Annotated in this window: 15 protein-coding genes; 10 read left to right on the forward strand and 5 right to left on the reverse strand. The window is 73.2% G+C overall.

Translation table 11 applies throughout. The features are described from left to right. Nucleotides 1-20: 20 nt before the first annotated feature. The gene (gene dnaK, locus ACFYPG_RS10825; RefSeq protein ID WP_355004656.1) at nt 21-1,889 is read right to left on the reverse strand and encodes a molecular chaperone DnaK; all 1,869 of its coding nucleotides are present in this window, start codon (nt 1,887-1,889) and stop codon (nt 21-23) included. A gap of 220 nt (nt 1,890-2,109) precedes the next feature. Between dnaK and ACFYPG_RS10830 the strand changes: the two genes are divergently transcribed. The 3 genes from ACFYPG_RS10830 to ACFYPG_RS10840 are packed head-to-tail and all read left to right on the forward strand — an operon-like array spanning nt 2,110 to nt 6,893. After that, complete coding sequence (locus tag ACFYPG_RS10830) at nt 2,110-3,930, forward strand: ABC transporter (protein WP_355004655.1); 1,821 nt, start codon at nt 2,110-2,112, stop codon at nt 3,928-3,930. Beyond that, on the forward strand, nt 3,927-5,612 hold the full coding sequence (locus ACFYPG_RS10835) for a GTPase (RefSeq protein WP_355004654.1): 1,686 nt from the start codon (nt 3,927-3,929) through the stop codon (nt 5,610-5,612). Before ACFYPG_RS10830 ends, ACFYPG_RS10835 begins: the two co-directional genes overlap by 4 nt. Nucleotides 5,613-5,669: 57 nt before the next feature. Next, nucleotides 5,670-6,893: a hypothetical protein gene (locus tag ACFYPG_RS10840; protein ID WP_387351534.1), complete on the forward strand. Its 1,224-nt coding sequence runs from the start codon at nt 5,670-5,672 to the stop codon at nt 6,891-6,893. A gap of 144 nt (nt 6,894-7,037) precedes the next feature. Here ACFYPG_RS10840 and ACFYPG_RS10845 read toward each other — a convergent pair whose 3' ends face one another. Next, nucleotides 7,038-7,661 carry a phosphatase PAP2 family protein gene (locus ACFYPG_RS10845; RefSeq protein WP_387351536.1) on the reverse strand — a complete coding sequence of 208 codons (624 nt, stop codon included), beginning with the start codon at nt 7,659-7,661 and terminating at the stop codon, nt 7,038-7,040. A 477-nt stretch (nt 7,662-8,138) separates the two neighbouring features. Between ACFYPG_RS10845 and ACFYPG_RS10850 the strand changes: the two genes are divergently transcribed. From ACFYPG_RS10850 to ACFYPG_RS10880, 7 genes are all read left to right on the forward strand, one after another. Beyond that, nucleotides 8,139-8,468, forward strand: a complete 330-nt coding sequence (locus tag ACFYPG_RS10850; RefSeq protein ID WP_387351537.1) for a hypothetical protein — start codon at nt 8,139-8,141, stop codon at nt 8,466-8,468. A 643-nt stretch (nt 8,469-9,111) separates the two neighbouring features. Further along, a complete protein-coding gene (gene pdhA, locus ACFYPG_RS10855) occupies nt 9,112-10,287 on the forward strand; it encodes a pyruvate dehydrogenase (acetyl-transferring) E1 component subunit alpha (protein ID WP_387351539.1) in 1,176 nt (391 codons plus the stop codon). Then, nucleotides 10,287-11,276 (forward strand): alpha-ketoacid dehydrogenase subunit beta, encoded by a 990-nt coding sequence (locus ACFYPG_RS10860; RefSeq protein WP_355004649.1) that lies wholly within the window; start codon nt 10,287-10,289, stop codon nt 11,274-11,276. The genes pdhA and ACFYPG_RS10860 overlap by 1 nt, the downstream gene beginning before the upstream one ends. Continuing rightward, nucleotides 11,273-12,751 carry a dihydrolipoamide acetyltransferase family protein gene (locus ACFYPG_RS10865; protein WP_387351541.1) on the forward strand — a complete coding sequence of 493 codons (1,479 nt, stop codon included), beginning with the start codon at nt 11,273-11,275 and terminating at the stop codon, nt 12,749-12,751. Before ACFYPG_RS10860 ends, ACFYPG_RS10865 begins: the two co-directional genes overlap by 4 nt. A gap of 219 nt (nt 12,752-12,970) precedes the next feature. Continuing rightward, complete coding sequence (locus ACFYPG_RS10870; protein ID WP_355004647.1) at nt 12,971-13,111, forward strand: hypothetical protein; 141 nt, start codon at nt 12,971-12,973, stop codon at nt 13,109-13,111. Nucleotides 13,112-13,454: 343 nt separating this feature from the next. After that, nucleotides 13,455-16,172, forward strand: a complete 2,718-nt coding sequence (locus tag ACFYPG_RS10875) for a hypothetical protein (RefSeq protein ID WP_387351543.1) — start codon at nt 13,455-13,457, stop codon at nt 16,170-16,172. Nucleotides 16,173-16,289: 117 nt separating this feature from the next. Next, nucleotides 16,290-18,122 carry an NHL domain-containing thioredoxin family protein gene (locus ACFYPG_RS10880; RefSeq protein ID WP_387351545.1) on the forward strand — a complete coding sequence of 611 codons (1,833 nt, stop codon included), beginning with the start codon at nt 16,290-16,292 and terminating at the stop codon, nt 18,120-18,122. A gap of 34 nt (nt 18,123-18,156) precedes the next feature. Here ACFYPG_RS10880 and ACFYPG_RS10885 read toward each other — a convergent pair whose 3' ends face one another. The 3 genes from ACFYPG_RS10885 to ACFYPG_RS10895 all read right to left on the reverse strand — a co-directional run. Further along, nucleotides 18,157-18,906: a LamB/YcsF family protein gene (locus tag ACFYPG_RS10885; RefSeq protein WP_387351547.1), complete on the reverse strand. Its 750-nt coding sequence runs from the start codon at nt 18,904-18,906 to the stop codon at nt 18,157-18,159. Then, nucleotides 18,890-19,852, reverse strand: coding sequence for a biotin-dependent carboxyltransferase family protein (locus ACFYPG_RS10890; RefSeq protein ID WP_387351859.1), 963 nt, complete (start codon nt 19,850-19,852; stop codon nt 18,890-18,892). The genes ACFYPG_RS10885 and ACFYPG_RS10890 overlap by 17 nt, the downstream gene beginning before the upstream one ends. Continuing rightward, nucleotides 19,750-20,334: allophanate hydrolase subunit 1 (locus ACFYPG_RS10895; RefSeq protein WP_387351549.1), on the reverse strand; the 585-nt coding region annotated here is incomplete at its 5' end. The genes ACFYPG_RS10895 and ACFYPG_RS10890, both read right to left, overlap by 103 nt.

A 20,334-nucleotide genomic window follows, 5' to 3' on the forward strand; every position in this document is an offset into this window, starting at 1 on the left:
AACGTGTCGGAGGCCGACGGTCACTTCTTGCCGTCCTCGTCCACGATTTCCGCGTCGACCACGTCGTCGGCGCCGCCGGCCTGCGGGCCGGTCGCGCCGGTCGCGCCGGTCGCACCCGGGCCGGGCTCGCCACCCGGCTGCTGACCCTGCTCGGCCTGAGACGAGTAGAGCAGCGAACCGGCCTGCTGGGAGACCTGAGCCAGCTTCTCGTGCGCCGACTTGATCTTCTCGATGTCCTGACCGCCGAGGGCGCCACGCAGCTCGCCGAGCGCCTCGTTGAGCTGCTCGCGGTTCTCAGCGGGCAGCTTGTCGCCGCTCTCGGCGAGGAACTTCTCGGTCTGCCACTGGAGCGCCTCGGCCACGTTGCGGGTCTCGGCGTCGTCGCGGCGACGCTTGTCCTCCTCCGCGTGCTCCTCGGCGTCCCGGCGCATCCGCTCGATGTCGTCCTTCGGCAGCGAGGAGCCACCGGTGATCGTCATCTTCTGTTCCTTGCCGGTGCCCAGGTCCTTGGCGTGCACGTTGACGATGCCGTTGGCGTCGATGTCGAACGCGACCTCGATCTGCGGCACGCCGCGCGGCGCCGGCGGAAGGCCGGTCAGCTCGAAGGTGCCGAGCTTCTTGTTGTACGCCGCGATCTCCCGCTCACCCTGGAACACCTGGATCAGCACCGACGGCTGGTTGTCGTCGGCCGTGGTGAAGACCTCGGAACGCTTGGTCGGGATGGTGGTGTTGCGCTCGATCAGCTTGGTGAAGATGCCGCCCTTGGTCTCGATGCCCAGGCTCAGCGGGGTCACGTCGAGCAGCAGGACGTCCTTGACCTCACCCTTGAGCACGCCGGCCTGGAGGGCGGCGCCGACGGCGACCACCTCGTCCGGGTTGACGCCCTTGTTGGGGTCACGGCCGGTGAGCTGCTTGACCAGGTCGGTCACGGCGGGCATCCGGGTCGAACCACCGACCAGGATGACGTGCTCGACGTCGGAGATCTTGATCCCGGCGTCCTTCACGGCCTGCTCGAACGGGCCCTTGCAGCGGTCCAGCAGGTCCTGCGTCATCCGCTGGAACTCGGCACGGCTCAGCGTCACGTCGAGGTGCAGCGGGCCGGCCGCGCCGGCGGTGATGTACGGCAGGTTGATGTTGGTGGTGGTGGCGGCGGACAGCTCGATCTTTGCCTTCTCGGCTGCCTCGCGGAGCCGCTGGAGGGCCATCTTGTCCTGCGAGAGGTCGATGCCGTGCTCACCACGGAACGTCTTGACCAGGTGGTCGATGATCCGCTGGTCCCAGTCGTCGCCACCGAGCTGGTTGTCACCGCTCGTCGACTTGACCTCGACGACGCCCTCGGCCAGCTCCAGCAGCGACACGTCGAAGGTGCCGCCTCCGAGGTCGAAGACCAGGACGGTCTGCTCCTTGGAGCCCTTGTCCAGCCCGTACGCAAGGGCGGCGGCCGTCGGCTCGTTGACGATCCGCAGCACGTTGAAGCCGGCGATCTCACCGGCCTCCTTCGTCGCCTGGCGCTGGCTGTCGTTGAAGTAGGCCGGAACGGTGATCACCGCGTCGGTGATCTGCTCGCCCAGGTACGCCTCGGCGTCCCGCTTGAGCTTCATCAGCGTCCGGGCCGAGATCTCCTGCGGGGTGTACTTCTTGCCGTCGATGTCGACGGACCAGTTCGTGCCGACCTCGCGCTTGACGGACCTGATCGTCCGGTCCGGGTTGGTCACCGCTTGGCGCTTGGCGACCTCACCGACGAGCACCTCGCCGTTACGGGCGAACGCGACGATCGAAGGAGTCGTCCGCGAACCCTCAGCGTTGGCGATGACGGTGGGCTCACCGCCCTCGAGAACGCTGACGCAGGAGTTCGTCGTGCCGAGGTCGATACCGACCGCACGTGCCATCTTCGCTTCCTCGCTTCATAAGGTTGTGCAGGTGACGGGCATCGCCCGTGGGCTGCTGGCGAGCACCGCCCGCAGCGGGCCCCACCACAAGTTGAGTGAACTTGACTCAATAGTGCCACGCGTTGGCCAATCGTCAAGGTGACTTGAGTCAACCCGACGCAACCCAGCCGTTATTACCGTCCGGTTGTCTTCCCTTGCATCGGTCGGGCACGCTTTAGCGGTGACGACGCACGGCGATCCCGCCACCCGTTCCGGTGCGCCCGCCGTCGCAGCCCGCACCGACCCGCCGGCCGCCGCGGAGGAGCTCCCCGCCACCACCGGGGACGACAGCCTCCCCGGCGCACTGTCGGGCCTCCGGGAGGCGATCGGCGCGACCCGTTATCCCCTCGCGCTGCCCTCCGCCGGCCCCGCCCGGCACACCGCCACCGCACTCACCGACCAACTCGACGACTACCTCCTGCCCCGGCTCGCCCGGCTGGACGCCCCACTGCTCGTGGTGGTCGGCGGCTCCACCGGCGCGGGCAAGTCGACCCTGGTCAACAGCCTGGTCAAGGCCCGGGTCAGCGCCGCCGGCGTGCTCCGGCCGACCACCCGCTCCCCGGTGCTGGTCTGCAACCCGTCCGACGCGGCCTGGTTTCGGCAGGGAGAGCTCCTGCCCGGTCTGACCCGCACCACCGAGCCGAGCGACGATCCGCGCGCCCTGCACCTCGTCACCGCCCCGGCCCTGCCCGCCGGGCTGGCCTTCCTCGACGCGCCCGACATCGACTCGGTCGTCGACGCCAACCGGGCACTCGCCACCCAACTGCTGGCCGCCGCCGACCTGTGGCTCTTCGTCACCACCGCCGCCCGGTACGCGGACGCGGTGCCCTGGGAGCTGCTGCGCAGCGCCCGGGCGCGCGGCGCCGTGATCGCCATGGTGCTGGACCGGGTGCCCGCCGAGGCCACCGACGAGATCGCCGCGCACCTGACCGAGATGCTCGCCGAGCAGGATCTCGGCCGGGCGCCGCTGTTCGTGCTGCCCGAAACCTGGGTCGACGGTCAGGGGCTGCTGCCCGAGGGAGTCACCGCCCCCCTTGCCGACTGGTTCGCCCGGTTGGCCGCCGACGCGGACGCGCGGGCGGCGGTGGTCCGCCAGACCCTCGACGGGGCGCTGGCCGCGCTCCACCCCGCCGTGGAGGATCTGGCCGACGCCGCCGACGAGCAGCTCGCCGCCGCCGACGGGCTGGACGAACGGGTCCGCGCCGCGTACCGGGGCGCCGAGCGCACCGTCGAGCAGGGGCTCCAGGACGGCCGGCTGCTCCGGGGTGAGGTGCTCGCCCGCTGGCAGGAGTTCGTCGGCACCGGCGAGCTGTTCCGCACGCTGGAGGCACGGATCGGCCGCCTCCGGGACCGGGTCGTGGCCGCCGTCACCGGTCGGCCGGCGCCCGCCGTCGAGCTGCGCAACGCCATCGAGTCCCAACTGGTGACGCTGCTGCGCGGGGTGGCCTCGGAGGCTGCCGAGTCCGCGTACACCGGGTGGAAGGCACAGCCGGCCGGCACCGGGCTGCTCGACCCGGCGCTCGCCCACCCGAGCGACGACCTACCCGAACGCGCCGAGCGCATGGTCCGGGACTGGCAGCGCGGCGTGCTGGAACTGGTCCGGGTCGAGGGCGGTGACAAGCGGTTCGTGGCCCGCACCGCCGCGTACGCGGTGAACGCCACCGGGCTGGCCGTGATGATCGCCGTCTTCGCCTCCACCGCGTTCATCCCGACCGGGCTGGAACTGGCCACCGGTGCCGGCACCACTGTCGCGGCGCAGGCAGTCCTCCAGGCGATCTTCGGCGACCAGGCGGTGCGTACCCTCGCCGCGAAGGCCCGCACCGACCTGCTGGCCCGGGTGCGGACGCTGCTCGACGCGGAGGCCGACCGCTTCCTGAGCCGCACCGCCGATGCCCGCCCCGCCGCGGACGCCGGCGACGGGCTGCGCCGGGCCGCCGGCCGGGTCGAGCTGGCCCGGCACCGCAGCGGCCTGTCCGCCGCCGACGAGGAGGGCTCCCGGTGAGCAACATCGCCGGCCGGGTACGCGAGGTGTTCCGCGGGGACCAGCGGGTCGACGCCGACGCCTTGATCGCCCGCCTGGACGCGGTACGCCGGTTCCTGACCGCCGTGGACGGTCTGCTGCCGGACGCCGACCTGGTGCCCGCGCACACCCTTGTCGAGCGGGCCGGCACCCGGCTCGCGCTGTCCCGGGACCACACGGTGGTCGCCCTTGCCGGTGCCACGGGCAGCGGCAAGTCAAGCCTCTTCAACGCGTTGGCCCAACTGGAACTCTCGCCGGTCGGGGTGCGCCGGCCGACCACCGGCGTCACCCACGCCTGCGTGTGGGGGCCGCTGGAGGGCGCCAACCATCTGCTCGACTGGATCGGCGTGCTGCCCCGACACCGCTTCGTCCGGGAGAGCGCCCTGGACGCGGACGACGAGACGGCCCTGCACGGGCTGATCCTGCTCGACCTGCCCGACTTCGACTCGGTGCAGCGATCGCACCGGCTCGAGGTGGACCGACTCCTGGGCCTGGTCGACCAGGTGGTCTGGGTGGTCGACCCACAGAAGTACGCCGACCGGGTCATCCACGACAGCTACCTGCGCGAGTTCCACAGGCACCGGGAAGTCACCCTGGTCGTGCTCAACCAGGCCGACCGGCTGCCCCCGGCCGAGGTGCCCCGGGTCCTGGACGACCTGCGTCGGCTGCTCGACACGGACGGGCTGACCGGGGTGCCCCTGCTTGCCACCACCGCCATCGATCCGGCCGGAATGGTCGGGCTGCGCAACGCGCTGGAGCGCACGGTCGCCGAGCGGCAGGCCGCGTTGCGCCGGCTCGCGGGTGACGTGGACACGGTCGTCGCCGGCCTGGACGAGCTGGTCGGTTCGGCCCGGCCGGCGGGCGGGCCGGACGACACCTCCGTCAACGGGCTGAACCGGGCTCTGGCCGGGGCCGCCGGGGTGCCGGCGGTGACCGAGGCCGTGGAGCGGGCGTACCGGCACCGGGCCGGCGCGGCCACCGGTTGGCCCGTGGTCCGGGGCTGGCGGCGGTTGCGGCCCGACCCGCTGCGTCGGCTGCACCTGCCCGGCCCGACCGGTGACCAGGCCGACCCGGCGGAGAGCCTGGTGGCGGCCACCTCGGTACCGGACCCGACGGCCGCCCAGCGTTCGGCGCTCGGCCTCGCCATCCGCGCGGTGGCCGACCGGGCCGCCGCCGACCTGCCCGCGGCCTGGCCCGGCGCGGTGACCTCCGCCGCCCGGTCCCGCCTCGGCGACCTGCCGGACGCCCTGGATCGCACGATCGCCGGCACCGACCTCGGCCTCGACCGTCGCCCACTGTGGTGGCGGCTCGTCGGCGGTGTGCAGTGGTTGGTCACCCTCGCCGCCGTGGTCGGGCTGGGCTGGCTGGTGCTCGGCTACGCGCTGCGGGCGCTCGGCCTGCCCGCGCTGGACAACCCGATGGTCGGCCAGGTGCCGCTGCCGACCGTCCTGCTGCTCGGCGGCCTGCTGGCCGGGCTGCTGGTGGCGGCGCTGACCCGGCCGGTGGTGCGCCTGGCCGCCCGGCGCGCCCGGGCCCGCGCCGACCAGCGGCTGACGGCGCGGGTCGCCCAGGTGGGCGACGAGTACGTACTGACACCCGTACGGACCGTGCTCGGCTCGTACGCCCAGGCACGCGACGCGCTGCGGGACGCCGCACGCCGCTGACGTTCCGCACGGCTCGCTACCGCTCTGCGTACGCCCCGGGCGGCGTAGGGTCGGAGCATGGCCACGCCTCAGACCCCCTACGACGCGGTGCTGCACGCCGCACGCGACGTGACCAAGCTGGAGTCCGCCCTCGACGCCGAGATGCTCGGCAGCGCCCTGCTGGGCAGTGTCTACGCGATCGCGGAGACCGACCGCGACGCCGCCGTACGGGAGTTCGTCACCGGCTTCCTCGCCGCCACCGCCCGCCGCAGGGTCGCGGCGGCGACCACCATCCGGCAGGTCTTCGCCACCCTCGTTCCGACCGCCGTGGGTGCCGATCGGGTGCGCCCGGGCAGCCAGGCGCCCACCTGGACGTCCCAGCTCGGCCGGGTGCACCTCACCGGCACCTGGGCGTACGGCGACGTGTACGGCGACCAGACCTCCTACCTCGCGACCTTCGCCTACGATGACGAGTCCGGCGGCTCGGAGCACGCGCTGGTGGCCCTGGTGGACCACAACATCGGGATCACCAAGGACATCTTCGTGGGCGGGCCGGCCGAACGGATCCTGGACCAGGTCCGGCAGATGTGCGCCGACGACGAGCTGACCTGGTTCCGTACCGAAGATCCAGCCCGGTTCCGGGGCGAGGTGGCTCGCCATCTGGCGGTCACCGACGACCTGGGCGAGTTGCCCGGCGAAGGGTCGCTCGCCACCGACCGGGCGTTGGTCGGGGCCCGGCTGGCGGTGCTGCCCACCGCTGCCGACCCGACCGGTCCGGCGGAGGTCGAGCCGCTCTCCGCGGCCGAGCGCACCGACCTGGTCCGGCGGTTCCTCGCCGCGCCGGAGGCCGCCCGCTTCGGGCTGGATGCCGTCGACGGCCCGGAGTTGGCCTCGCTGCACTTCTGCCTGAGCCTGCTGCTGGACCACTCGGCGAGCTTCCCGGACGCCGATCCGATGCGCTGGAGTCCGGCGGTGTCCGGGCTCTTCCTGCTGGACTGGGTGCACCGCCGGGCCGTGCTGGACATGGACGACGCGGCGATGCTCCCCCGGGTGCTGCGGGCCTGGGCGCGGTACGCGTCGCGCCAGCGCGGGCTGCCCGAGGCGGCGACGACGCGCACCGACGAGGCGATCGAGGAGATGGTGCCGGAGTTCGCCCGCCTCTACTCGACCGGTGAGCGGCGCAGCGCGGCCACCGCCGCGGTGGCGCAGCTGATGGCCGACGGGGTGGACCCGGACGACCCGGCCGCGCTGGACGCGTGGATCGAGGCGAACCGCCACCGCCTCGCCGACGACGGCGCCTGACGGCGTCTGAGGGTGGGCGGCTACGCGCCGCTCGCCCTCGGCCCGGCCGGCATCGCCCTCCTGGCCCGGCCAGCGCAGCCCCCTGTGGGTCGAGCCAGCGCAGCGGGTCCTGGGCCCAGGCAGCGCCGCAGGTTTCGGGTCGGGCTAGCGCAGCGAACCGAAGATCACCGCGGCGATCAGGGCGCCGAGCGCACCTCCGGCCAGCACCTGTGCCAGCGTGTGGTCCTTCAGCCGTACCCGGGACCAGCCGACCACCGCCAGCAGCGGTGCGGCGACGACCAGCCGGGTCCCGAAGGTCAGCATCAGGATGACCAGCGTCCCGGCGGCCACCGCCGAGTGGATCGACATCTTCCACCAGTGGCTGACCGACACGGCGACGACGAGGCCGACGAGGCCGGACACCGCCAGTGCCAGCAGCGGGCGGGGCGCGCCGAGCACGGCGAGCAGGGCGAGCCCCGCCGCGACCGAACCGAGGCCGACCAGCAGCGGCGCCCGGCGCTGCTCCCGGCGGCCGACGTGGTGGTCGGTGAGCCGGCCCCGGCGTACCCCGCCGACGATGTAGGCGAACGGAATGCCGGTGACGAAGAGAGTGGCGAGCAGACCCCAGACGAGGCCCTGACCGGGGCGGCTGGCGCTGCGCCAGCTCACCGTGATGATCAGCAGCGACACGAGTACCGCCGGGGCGGTCACCTCGGTGACCAGCCGGGCGATCCGGAGCCCCGGGCCGGGCCGGGTGGTGACCGGGCGGGGTTCCGCACCGCCGCCCACGCCACCCCCTCCGGTACGCGCCTACCGCCGAGCGCCGTCGCCGTCGCCGGACGGGTCGCGCCTGATCGTCACCGTACCGTCGGCGGGACCGCAGGGTAGGTCGGTCCGGCCAGTGGCGCCGGGCTGACGCTGGGCGTCGGGGCGACGGCCGACGGCGACGGGATCACCGGGCCGGGTCGGCGGGTCGGTACCGCGGGCGGCGTGGGTGTGGGGGCTGGGACGGACCGGGTGCTGGTCGGCACGGCGGTCGCTGTCGCGTCGTCGGTCGGCGTGGGCGTCGGGTCCACCGTCAGGGTCGGGGTCGGATCGGGATCGGCCGAGCTGGAAGGGCCCGGCGAGTCGGTGGGGTCTGGCGGATCGGTCGGTTCCGGGCCCGGCGAGTCGGTCGGGTCTGGCGGATCGGTCGGTTCCGGTGGATCGGTCGGGTCCGGGTCGGTCGGCGGTGGCGGAGCGACGGGCGGGGGTACCGGCGGCGAGATGCTCCGCGTGGGTCTCGGTGCCACCGGCGGGGCGGTCGTCCACCGGGCGGGCCCGGGATCGGCAGCGGCGGGCCCTCCCCGCGCGTGCGACGGCGCGGCCGGCAGCCAGCCGCTGGTCGGGCCGACGCTGGGTGTGCCGAGCGGGGGAAGCGCCGGTTGGCTGGTCATCGGCATGGGGATCACCACCGGCCCGACGGACGGGGTCGGCATGAACGGGATGCCGCTGTCCGGTAGGGCGCTGCTGCCCGGGGTGGCCGAGCCCGCGCTGATCGCGGCGAGGATGGGCATCGACGCCGTGCCGGCCAGCAGCGCGACGGTAAGCAGGTAACCGCGGGAGGTGCCACCGGCGCCCGGGGCCCGGTGGACACCGACCACCCGGCGATAGCCGCCAGCCGACCGGTGCCGACCGAGCGCTGGTGTGCCGGGACCGTCACCTGGCTCGTACACCGCACACCCCTAGTCGTCGGCCGTCGGAGGACATGAATGGACGCCGCCGTAGGGTAGAACCCGACAAATAACCCGATAGGCGCGATCCTGCGGGAATCAGCCTCGCGCAGTCACCCTGGGTCAGCCAACCTCCACTGCGTGTCGACACGCAGTGCTGCCCGAACGGTGACGAATCGTGCCGCAACGCATGGGAAACGCCGGCCGGCATGATGGCGACAAACGGCGTCAAAGCATGGGCAGTCGGATTGCGGAGGCAGGCGTACTGTGGGCGCGCTCACCTGCTCTGCGAATATGGAGCACGACGGCAACGCAGCCGTGACCTCCGCGCACCCTCGCGGCAGGCGCGGTTGAGCGCCGGCGCTCCCGATCCGGGTTCGGCCAGACCCCGGATCACGCCGTGCGGCAACCCCCACCGGGGCTAGGCGCGGCCGCCAGGAACCGGTCCGGCAGCAGCCGGGCAGGCGCACGAGTTGCGCGGCCGGGTGACCCCCCGGTGCCGACGCAGACACGACAGGGAGACACCGATGGCAAAGGGCGACCCCGGGGGCACCACCCGCAGCAGGCGGGCTGCACCCCGCTCCAGGAAGGGCGCGGCCGGCGACCCCACGCTGGTGCAGCTACTCACCCCCGAAGGCGAGCGGATCGACAGCGCCATCGGGCCGGACGGCACCGAGTACCGCGTCGACTTCACCGACGAGGAATACCGCGGTCTCTACCGCGACCTGGTGCTGGTCCGGAAGCTGGACGCCGAGGCGACCGCTCTCCAGCGTCAGGGCGAGCTGGGCCTGTGGGCCAGCCTGCTCGGCCAGGAAGCCGCCCAGGTCGGCTCCGGGCGGGCGCTGCGTACCCAGGACATGGCCTTCCCGACCTACCGGGAGCACGGCGTCCTCTACTGCCGGGGCATCGACCCGATCATGCCGCTCGGCCTGTTCCGCGGCGTCGACCAGGGCGGCTGGGACCCGAACGAGTTCAAGTTCAACATGTACACGATCGTCATCGGGGCGCAGACCCTGCACGCGACCGGCTACGCGATGGGCATCACCATCGACGGCAAGACCGGCACCGACGACGGCGAGGCGGCGATCGCCTACTTCGGTGACGGCGCCACCAGCCAGGGCGACGTGAACGAGGCATTCGTCTGGGCCAGCGTGTTCAACGCGCCGCTGGTCTTCTTCTGCCAGAACAACCAGTACGCGATCTCCGAGCCGCTGGAGCGGCAGACCCGTGTCCCCCTCTACCAGCGGGCCGCCGGCTTCGGCTTCCCCGGCGTACGGGTGGACGGCAACGACGTGCTCGCCACGTACGCGGTCACCCGCACCGCGCTGGACAACGCCCGCCTCGGGCAGGGCCCGAGCCTGATCGAGGCGTACACCTACCGGATGGGCGCGCACACCACCTCCGACGACCCGACCCGCTACCGCATCGCCAGCGAGGTCGAGGCGTGGCAGGCCAAGGACCCGATCGCCCGGGTAAAGGCCTTCCTGGAGAAGCAGCAGATCGCCGACGCGGGCTTCTTCGCCGAGGTCGACGAGCAGGCCCGCCGCGAGTCTGTGCACCTGCGTGAGCGGGTGCTCGAGATGCCGAACCCGGAACCGGTGACGATGTTCGACAACGTCTACCCCAACGGGTCTCCGCTGCTCGACGAGCAGCGCGCGAAGTTCAGCCGCTACATGGAGTCGTTCGAGGGGAGCGCCCACTGATGGCCACGGAGACGCTCACCATCGGAAAGGCCCTCAACACCGGTCTGCGCCGCGCCCTGGAGAACGACCCCAAGGTCATCATCATGGGCGAGGACGTCGGCAAGCTCGGCGGCGTCTTCCGGATCACCGACGGTCTGCAGAAGGACTTCGGCGACCAGCGGGTGATCGACACCCCGTTGGCCGAGTCCGGCATCATCGGCACCGCTGTCGGTCTGGCCATCCGCGGCTACCGGCCGGTCTGCGAGATCCAGTTCGACGGCTTCGTCTACCCCGCGTACGACCAGATCGTGTCGCAGGTGGCGAAGATGCACTACCGCTCGGGCGGCAAGCTCAGCATCCCCATGGTGATCCGGATCCCGTTCGGCGGCGGCATCGGCGCGGTCGAGCACCACTCCGAGTCGCCGGAGGCGTATTTCGCGCACACCGCCGGCCTGAAGGTGGTGACCTGCTCCAACCCGCAGGACGCGTACGTGATGATCCAGCAGGCCATCGCCTCGGACGACCCGATCGTCTTCCTGGAGCCCAAGCGGCGCTACTGGGAGAAGGGCCAGGTCGACCTGGACGCGCCGCTGTCCGACGCGTACCCCCTGCACTCGGCCCGGGTCGTGCGGCCCGGCACCGACGTCACCGTGCTGGCTTACGGCCCGATGGTGCGGACCTGCCTGGAGGCGGCGACCGCCGCCGCCGAGGACGGCCGGGAGCTGGAGGTCATCGACCTGCGCTCGCTCTCGCCGCTGGATCTGACCGCGGCGTACGAGTCGGTGAAGCGCACCGGCCGCGTGGTCGTGGTGCACGAGGCGCCGTCCAACATCGGCCTCGGCGCCGAGTTGGCCGCCCGGATCACCGAGGAGTGCTTCTACTCCCTGGAGTCGCCAGTGCTGCGGGTGACCGGCTTCGACACCCCCTACCCGGCCGCCCGGGTGGAGGAGGAGTACCTGCCCGACCTCGATCGGGTGCTCGACGCCGTCGACCGCACCTTCGGCTGGTGAGCGACATGTCCCGGATCAAGACGTTCAACCTGCCCGACCTGGGCGAGGGGCTGACCGAGGGCGAGATCCTGGCCTGGCTGGTCAAGGTCGGCGACACCATCGAGCTGAACCAGCCGATCGTCGAGGTGGAGACGGCGAAGGCGGCCGTGGAGATCCCGGCGAAGTGGGCCGGCCAGGTCCAGGCTATCCACCACCCGGAGGGCACCACGGTCGAGGTCGGTACGCCGATCATCGCGATCGACACCGACCCGGGTGCCGGGCCGCTGGAGGCGCTGTCGACCACTGCCACGCCCAGCGGTGACCTGCCCACCCCGTCGGCGGCCTCGCTGGCGGCGGTGGAGGTGGCACCGGCCGAGGGCATGATCGAACCCGGTCTGATCGGCGGTGCGGCCCCGGGCGGGCGGACGGCGGTGCTGGTCGGCTACGGCCCGCGAACGACCGCCGCGAAGCGCCGCCCCCGCAAGAACGCGGTCCCCGCGCCCGCCGCCCCCGCTGGGGTCGATCATGGAGTTGTGGTGGGTCACAAACCGGCCCCGACTCCCACGATTCCGGCACCACAAGTCCATGATCGACGCGGCGGGGCAAGCGGGGGAGCCGTGCTGGCCAAGCCGCCGGTGCGCAAGCTCGCCAAGGATCTCGGGGTCGACCTCGGCACGTTGACCGGGTCGGGGCCGCTCGGCTCGATCACCCGGGAGGACGTGCAGCAGGCGGCGAACGGCGCGAGCGTTGTGGTTGCCGAGCCGATCGCGGCGACGACGGCGCCCAGCTTCGGCGCGGACCGGGAGCAGCGCATCCCGGTCAAGGGCGTCCGCAAGCTGACCGCCGAGAACATGTCCCGCTCGGCGTTCACCGCCCCGCACGTGACGGAGTTCCTGACCGTCGACGTGACCCGGGCGATGAAGGCACTGGACCGGCTGCGCGGCCGGCGGGAGTGGCGCGACGTACGGGTCTCGCCGCTGCTGCTGGTGGCGAAGGCGGTGCTACTGGCGGTGCAACGGCACCCGATGGTCAACTCGACCTGGGCGGGCGACGAGATCGTGGTCAAGGAGTACGTCAACCTCGGCATCGCGGCGGCCACCGAGCGCGGCCTGATCGTGCCGAACGTCAAGGACGCCGGCCGCCTCTCGCTGCGGGAGTTGGCGGACGCGCTGACCGACCTGGTGCAGACGGCGAAGTCCGGCCGCACCTCGCCGGCGGCCATGTCCGGCGGCACCCTGACCATCACCAACGTCGGCGTGTTCGGGGTGGACACCGGCACACCGATCCTGCCGCCGGGTGAGTCCGCGATCCTGGCCTTCGGCGCGGTGCGGGAGATGCCCTGGGTGCACAAGGGCAAGGTCAAGGTTCGCCAGGTCACCACGCTGGGGCTGAGCTTCGACCACCGGATCATCGACGGTGAGCTGGGTTCGAAGTTCCTGCGGGACGTCGGCGACTTCCTCACGGATCCGGAGGCGGCGCTGCTCGCCTGGACCTGATCGTCTCAGAACGCCAGCCACGGCCGGTGTGCCACGGGTTAACGCCCGGCACACCGGCCGTGTCCGCTGAGCGAAGGAACCGTCGGCCAAGCGGCCTGTTGACCTTTGATTGTTAGGCAGGTGTCTCAGCTCACCTAATAATCGATGGAATTTCGCCGGCTTCTGCTGTTGAATAGATGCATCAGGGGCTGACAACCGAATAGCTAGGGGGACCCACCAATGAGCAGCATGATCGAGCGAATCCGCAACCACCGCGACGCGACCCGCCGCGCCCGTGCCATCGAGCACGCGCTGCGCTCGGCGAACTCGCCGGCGGTTCGCGAGGAAATCCTCGTCATCGCCCAGCGTCACATGAGCTGACGCTCCACTACATTCCTCACCTCCTCCAGATCGATGGCCCACCCGGCCCACCGGGTGGGCCATCGGCGTTTCCCAGACACCACCACCGGGATTCCGCCCTGCCGCAGCGCCCGGTACGGTGGGCTTCGGTCGCCGCCCGCCGACCCGGCAGAGGCCGAGCCGACAGGAACTGCTCGACATCAACCGGCCACGGTGAGTGACGAGCAGTGCTCCTTGGACGGTTCGTGCCACCACCCGATACCGTGCGGGGAGCCGGCACAGCGGTACGCCGGTGACGCCGGCAGCCACGCCGAGGAGACCGATCGGCACCGGCGAGCCGACATGTGATGGAGGAGGCGCACCCATGACGTCCGAGGGCCCGCACCGACCCGGCCAGGAGCCGGACGAGGTGTCACCGGGCGCCGGCGGACCGGCGCCGTACGGCGACCGCCCGGCGCAGCCGGACAACGGCCAGAACGCCGCCGGCCCCGACCTGGGCTGGGCACCCCCGCCCCCGACGCGACCGAACCCGTCGGCGCCGGCATGGGCGACCCAGCCTGAGCAGCCGCCGGCCCCCGCCTGGGGTGCCGCCGCCGCGCAGCCCAACGACCCGGCGCAGCCCGCCTGGGCCGCCGGTGGTGGCGCGAGCGAGCCGCCGCAGCAGCAGCCCGGCGCATGGTCCGGCAACGACGGCGCGCCGACCCCGGCACAGCCCGAACCCTGGGCCGCGCAGCAGCAGGGCTGGACGCCCGCCGAGCAGAGCGCACCCGCACCGACCTGGACCCCGAACGCCCCCGCTGAGCAGCCGGACTGGGTGCAGGCCCAGCCAGCCGCACGGGGCGCCGCGCAGGTTCCCCCGGCCACCGCCGCCTGGCCCGCCCAGGAGGACCCGGCCAGCGGCTGGGGCGGCGCGGCGCAGGCCAACCCGCCCGCAGCCGACTGGCGGGCGACCGAATCTCCGCAATCCGACGCACCGCAGGCCGCCGGCTGGTCCGGCGGCGCCCAGCAGGAGCAGGCCACCGGCAACGGCGGCTGGCCCGCCGCCGGCGCCGCCCGCGACGACCAGCCGGTGTGGACGCCGGCGGAGCAGTCGCCACCGGCCTGGGGCCAGCCCGCCGAAGCGACCGAGCAGCCCGCCCCCGGCTGGGGTCAGGCCGCCCAGCCGAGCCAGGCCCGTGGCGCCGCCCAGGTCCCGGCCCCGGCCACGAACTGGCCCGCGCAGGACGATCCGGCCAACTCCGGCGGGTGGGCCGCGCAGCAGCAGGCGCAGCCCGCATCGTGGAACGACGGCAACGACGCGCGGCAGGACCAGCCCGCGCAGCCGGCCGCCTGGGCCGAGGCCGAGGGCCGTCCACAGCAGCCCGACTGGGTGCTCTCCCAACCGGAGCAGCCGACCGAGCGGCCGGAGCAGGCAGGGTGGACCCCGGCGGAGCCGAGCAACCTCCCCGCCCGTGCCAGCGCCAGCGTGCCCACCAGCGGCGGCGCGCCCAACTGGGCCGCCGGCCCGGACAACGCCGCCCAGGGCAACTCCGGCGGCGTGCCGGAGGCCGAGCCGTGGGCCCCCGGTGAGGTGTGGGGTCGCGCGGAGGCCGAAGCTTCCGCCCAGTCCCGTGGAGGCTGGGAGGCGGACCGCGGCGACGAGGCACCGGCCTACCAGCCCGGGCCCGCGCCGGGCATCTCGCCGGCGAACGCGGTGCCGCTGCCCCCGCAGGAGCAGCGCGTCCCGGGTGCCAGCCTGGCTGCCGTCCCGCCGTCCGACTACGCGCCCCAGGCCCAGTTCGCTCCGATCCCCGAGCAGCCCGCCTACGCCGAGCGGGAGACCCCGGACGCCGCCGCGCAGTACGGTGGCCGCCCCGAGGACGTCTCCGTGAGCGGCGCGGTGGTACCCGCCCCGCGCACCTCGCCCGAGTCCGGAGCGGGCCGCGCGGTCGTACCGGTGTCGGACGCCGAGTCGGCAGCCGGCGCGGCGGCCCGGGCCACGGCGAGCGCTTCGGTGCCGCTGGCGAGCAGGGTGATGCCCCCGACCGACCAGGCCATCCGACCGACCGGCACGGCCAACCCGCAACCCCGGGTGTACGGCCGTCCGGCACGACCGGAGCCCGAGGCCGAGCCGGAGCCGGAGGCGTTCCAGGGCGACCCGGGCGCCGACCGTCAGGGTGCTCCGGAGTGGCAGAACGACGCGCCACGACAGGCCACGCCCGACTGGCAGCACGAGGAGCAGCGGCAGATCGCTCCCGACTGGCAGAACGACGCGCAGCGGCAGCAGCCCGCACCCGACTGGCAGAACGACGCGCAGCGGCAGGCTGGGCCCGGCTGGGGCGGCGAGCCCCCGGCCGATCCGCGCTTCGACGACCGGCAGCCCGCACCGAACGCGTTCAACGAGGCGCCGCCGGCGTTCCCGCCCGGTGTGCCGTCCTTCGTCGACGCCCCGGGCAACAACAGGCCGGTGAACGGCACCCGCCCGCACTCCGGTGCCGAGCCGCCGGCGGACCCGTTCGGCGGCCCCGGGGCGTCTGCCGCCGGCACCCCGAACGGAACGGCGACCTTCGGTGCGCCGAACTTCGGCGGCCCGGGCTCCGGCGCGCCGGGCTACGGCGGGCCGACGACCGAACCGGTGCCGGGCGGCGGTTTCCCGCCGTCGTTCCCGCCACCGCCGCAGCCCACGCCGTCCTGGGGCCAGGAGGCCGGCCAGTCGGACCATGGCCGGTTCGACGCGTTCAAGCCGGACGCCGTCGACGAGCCGAAGGTGGAGCCCCCGACGCCGAAGGTACGCAACGGCCGGGTGCTGGCCGCGGTGCTGATCGCCGCGATGCTCATCCTGGCGGTGCCGCTCGGCCTGCTGCTTCTGCTCGGCAAGGTCGGCGGAAACGACACACCGGCCTTCGACCCGGCGGTCGGCACCTGCGTGAAGCAGTCCGGGCAGGCCGGCGCCTCGGCGGCGGACTGCGGCGAGGCGGGCGCGTTCACGATCGTCTCGAAGGTGGACGCCAAGGAGAAGTGCACCGACACGACGCAGCCCCACGTGGTGTTGCCGGGTGAGGGTGCCAACCGGGTGCTCTGCCTGAAGCCGGCCGCAAAGTAGCCGCACCGACGGCGGGGTCACGGGCAACCGTGGCCCCGCCGTCGTCGTACCCGCAGGTGGTACCGAATCTCGCCCCCTCCGGCCGGGCGTGGGCCGGTGGTCAGGCACGATGGGTGCATGAGCGCACGAGTACGGGCTCCCGAACTGCGCGGTCGGGGCTGGCTGAACACCGGTGGACGCGACCTCAAGCTCGCCGACCTTCGCGGCAAGATCGTCATTGCGGATTTTTGGACGTTCTGCTGCATCAACTGCCTGCACGTGCTCGATGAGCTGCGCCCGCTGGAGGAGAAGTACGGCGACGTGCTCGTCGTCATCGGCGTGCACTCGCCGAAGTTCGAGCACGAGAAGGACGCCGACGCGCTCGCCGCCGCGGTGGAGCGGTACGGGGTGCACCACCCCGTACTCGACGATCCCGAGATGGACATGTGGCAGCAGTACGCGGCCCGGGCCTGGCCGACCCTGTCGGTGATCGACCCCGAGGGTTACGTGGTGGCCACCATGGCCGGCGAGGGGCACGCCGAGGGGCTGGCCCGACTGATCGACGAGTTGATCACCACCCACGAGGCCAAGGGCACCCTGCACCGGGGGAACGGCCCGTACGTCCCGCCGCCGGCACCGGAGACGGCGCTGCGTTTCCCGGGTAAGGCGGTGCTGCTGCCCAACGGCAACCTGCTGGTCTCGGACTCGGCCCGACACTCTTTGGTCGAGGTCGACCCGGACGGCGAGACGCCGGTGCGCCGGATCGGCTCGGGCGAGCGCGGCCGGGCGGACGGCCCGGCCGCAGCGGCGACGTTCTCCGAGCCGCAGGGCGTATGCGTGCTGCCCACGCACGTCGCCGAGGTGGCCGGCTACGACCTGGTGGTGGCCGACACCGTCAACCACCTGCTGCGCGGCGTACGGCTGGAGTCCGGCGAGGTGGTCACAGTGGCCGGCAGTGGGCGGCAGTGGCGCGCTGAGGTCGACGACCACGCCCACGACGCGTTCGCCGTCGACCTCTCGTCGCCGTGGGACCTGGCCTGGTACGACGACAAGCTGATCATCGCGATGGCCGGCATCCACCAGCTCTGGTGGTTCGACCCGATCAAGCGGACCGCCGGCATGTACGCCGGCACCACAGTGGAGGCGTTGCGCGACGGCCCGCTGGCCGAGGCGTGGATGGCCCAGCCGTCCGGGCTCTCCACCTCCGCCGACGGCACCCGGCTCTGGGTGGCCGACAGCGAGACCAGCTCGATCCGGTACGTCGAGAACGGTGTGCTGGGCACCGCCGTCGGTCAGGGCCTGTTCGACTTCGGGCACGTGGACGGCCCGGCGGAGTCGGCGCTGCTCCAGCACCCGCTGGGCGTGTGCGCGCTGCCGGACGGCTCGGTGCTGATCGCGGACACGTACAACGGTGCGGTGCGCCGCTTCGACCCGGCCAGCAACCAGGTCTCCACCGTCGCCGACGGGTTGGCGGAGCCGAGCGACCTGGTGCTCACCCCGTCCGGTGAGGTGCTGGTGGTGGAGTCCGCCGCACACCGGTTGACCCGGCTCGCCCCCGGCGCCCTGTCGGCGGCGGGTGCCAGCACTGTGGACGGGCCACGGCACCGCACCGAGCGCAAGCCGACCGACGTCGCCGCCGGCGAGGTCACCCTGGACATCGTCTTCACCCCGGCGCCGGGGCAGAAGCTGGACGAGACGTACGGGCCGTCGACCCGGCTGGTGGTCTCCGCGTCCCCACCGGAACTGCTGATGGACGGTGCCGGCACGGGCACCGAGCTGTCCCGCCGGCTGGTGCTCAACGGCGAGGTCACCGCGGGGGTGCTCCAGGTGACAGCGCAGGCGGCGACCTGTGACGCGGACGTCGAGCACGCGGCGTGCCACCTGACCCGACAGGACTGGGGCGTACCGGTCCGGGTGGTCGACGGCGCCGTGACCCGGCTGCCGCTGGTGCTTCGCGGCCTGGACGCCTGACGTGATTCGGAGGGGCCCAGCTGGGCCCCTCCGGTCAGGCGAACGGGGCCAGTGTGATGTCGGCGTCGATCAGGCTGGCGCGGACGAGTTCGGCGGCGGAGACCGCGCCCGGCGTGTCGCCGTGCACGCAGATCGAGTCGACCGAGCAGGGGATGACAGTGCCGTCGACAGCCACCACGCTGCGTTCGGTGGCCATCCGCGCCGCCCGTTCGGCGATCTGCTCGGGGTCGGTGATCACCGCGCCGGGGGTGCCGCGCGGCATCAGCGCCCCGTTGGGCAGGTAGGCGCGGTCGGCGAACGCCTCGGCAACCACTGACAGGCCAGCGCCCACGGCGAGTTGGGCGAGCGTCGAACCGGGAAGGCAGAGTACGGGCAGCTCCGGGTCGTAACCGCTGACGGCGGCGACCACCGCCGCCGCCTGGGACTCGTCGGTGCTGGCCGCGTGGTAGAGCGCGCCGTGCGGCTTCAGGTAGCGGACCCGGGTGCGGAACAACCGGCAGAATGCGTCCAGCGCCCCCAACTGGTAGGTCACCTCGTCGCGTAGCTCGGCGAAGTCGTACGCGATGTGCCGCCGGCCGAAGCCGGCCAGGTCCCGGTAGCCGACCTGCGCGCCCACCGCGACCCCGCGTCGCGCTGCGCCCTCGCAGACCCGCCGCATTGTCGACGGGTCGCCGCCGTGGAAGCCGCAGGCGACGTTGGCGGAGGTCACGAGGCTCAGCAGCGCCTCGTCGTCACCGAGTCGCCAGATGCCGAATCCCTCGCCCAGATCAGCGTTGAGGTCCATGGAATCTGACGGTAGTACCTGGCCGGGCCTGCGCGAGCGGGGTCACGTCGGTGACCACCCCGATGACGGGGTATCCACCGGTGGTCGGATGGTCCGCGAGGAAGATCAGGGGTTGCCCGTCCGCCGGCACCTGCACCGCGCCGAGCACGATGCCCTCGCTGGGGAGTTCGCCGGCCACCGCACGGGGCAGCGCCGCGCCGGCGAGCCGCGCACCGACCCGGTTGCTCACCGGGCTGACGGTGTACGCGCTGCCGAAGAGCCGGTCGAACGCCGTCGGCGTGAACCAGTCCTCGCGAGGACCGGGACCCAGCGTCAGGTGCAGCTCTTCAGGCGGCGTGGGGCACACTGTCAAATCCACCGGTGCCGGGGTGCCGACCGGATCACCGAGCGGCAGCAGGTCACCATCCCGTAGCCGGGGCGGGCCGAGCCCGGAGAGGGTGTCGGTGGCCCGGCTCCCGAGCACCGGTGACACGTCGATGCCGCCCGCCACCGCCAGCCAACTCCGTACGCCCCGCCGGGCGGGACCGATCCGCAGCACCGTCCCGGCCGGCACGCTGAGCGGGCGTCCCGTGTCACCGGGCCGGACACCGGCCTGGACGGGGACCTCGGTGCCGGTGACCGCCACCGTGGCGGCCCGGGTCAACCGCACTGTGCAGCCGGTCAGGGTGATCTCCAGGCCGGCCGCGTGCTCCGGATTGCCGACCAGCCGGTTGGCCAGCCGCAGGGCACCCGGGTCGAGGGCGCCGGACCGGGGTACGCCCAGGTGCGCCCAGCCGGGCCGGCCCAGGTCCTGCACAGTGGTGAGCGCACCGGCGCGGATCACCTCGATGGCGGCCAGGCGGGTCACGCCGCCACCATCCGCACCGTGGTGCCCGGACCGAGTCGGGCCGGCGGGTCCGCGGCCACGTCGAACAGCACCAGGTCGGTCCGACCGACCAGCAGCCAGCCGCCCGGGGAGGCGCCCGGGTAGATGCCGGCGTACGGGCCCGCCAATGCGACCGAGCCGGCCGGCACCCGGGGACGGGGGGTGGCCAGCCGGGGCAGCGCCAACTCGGCGGGCAGCCCGGTCAGGTAGGGGAATCCGGGGGCGAATCCGCAGAAGGCGACCCGGAACCGCGTGCTGGTCAATTTGTGCCGCACTGCCGGCACGTCCACGCCCCAGTGTTCCGCCACCGCCGCCAGGTCCGGCCCGTCGAAGGTGACCGGCACGAACACGTCCGCCGCGTCGTCGGACCCGTCTTCGGCTGTGGCGTCGCGGAATTCGGCTGCGCCTCGGGCCCGGGCGTCATTGTCCGCTCCGGCGTCGGTTTCGATGTCGGCGCGGGCGTCGGCGTCGTCGGCGCGGGCACTGGCGTAGGCGGCGCGGGCGTGGGCGGCGTGGGTGTGGGCGGCGTGGGTGTGGGTTTGGGTGTGGGCACCAGCATGGGC

The organism is Micromonospora sp. NPDC005553, assembly GCF_042871765.1.
In the GTDB taxonomy this organism is placed as follows: domain Bacteria; phylum Actinomycetota; class Actinomycetes; order Mycobacteriales; family Micromonosporaceae; genus Micromonospora.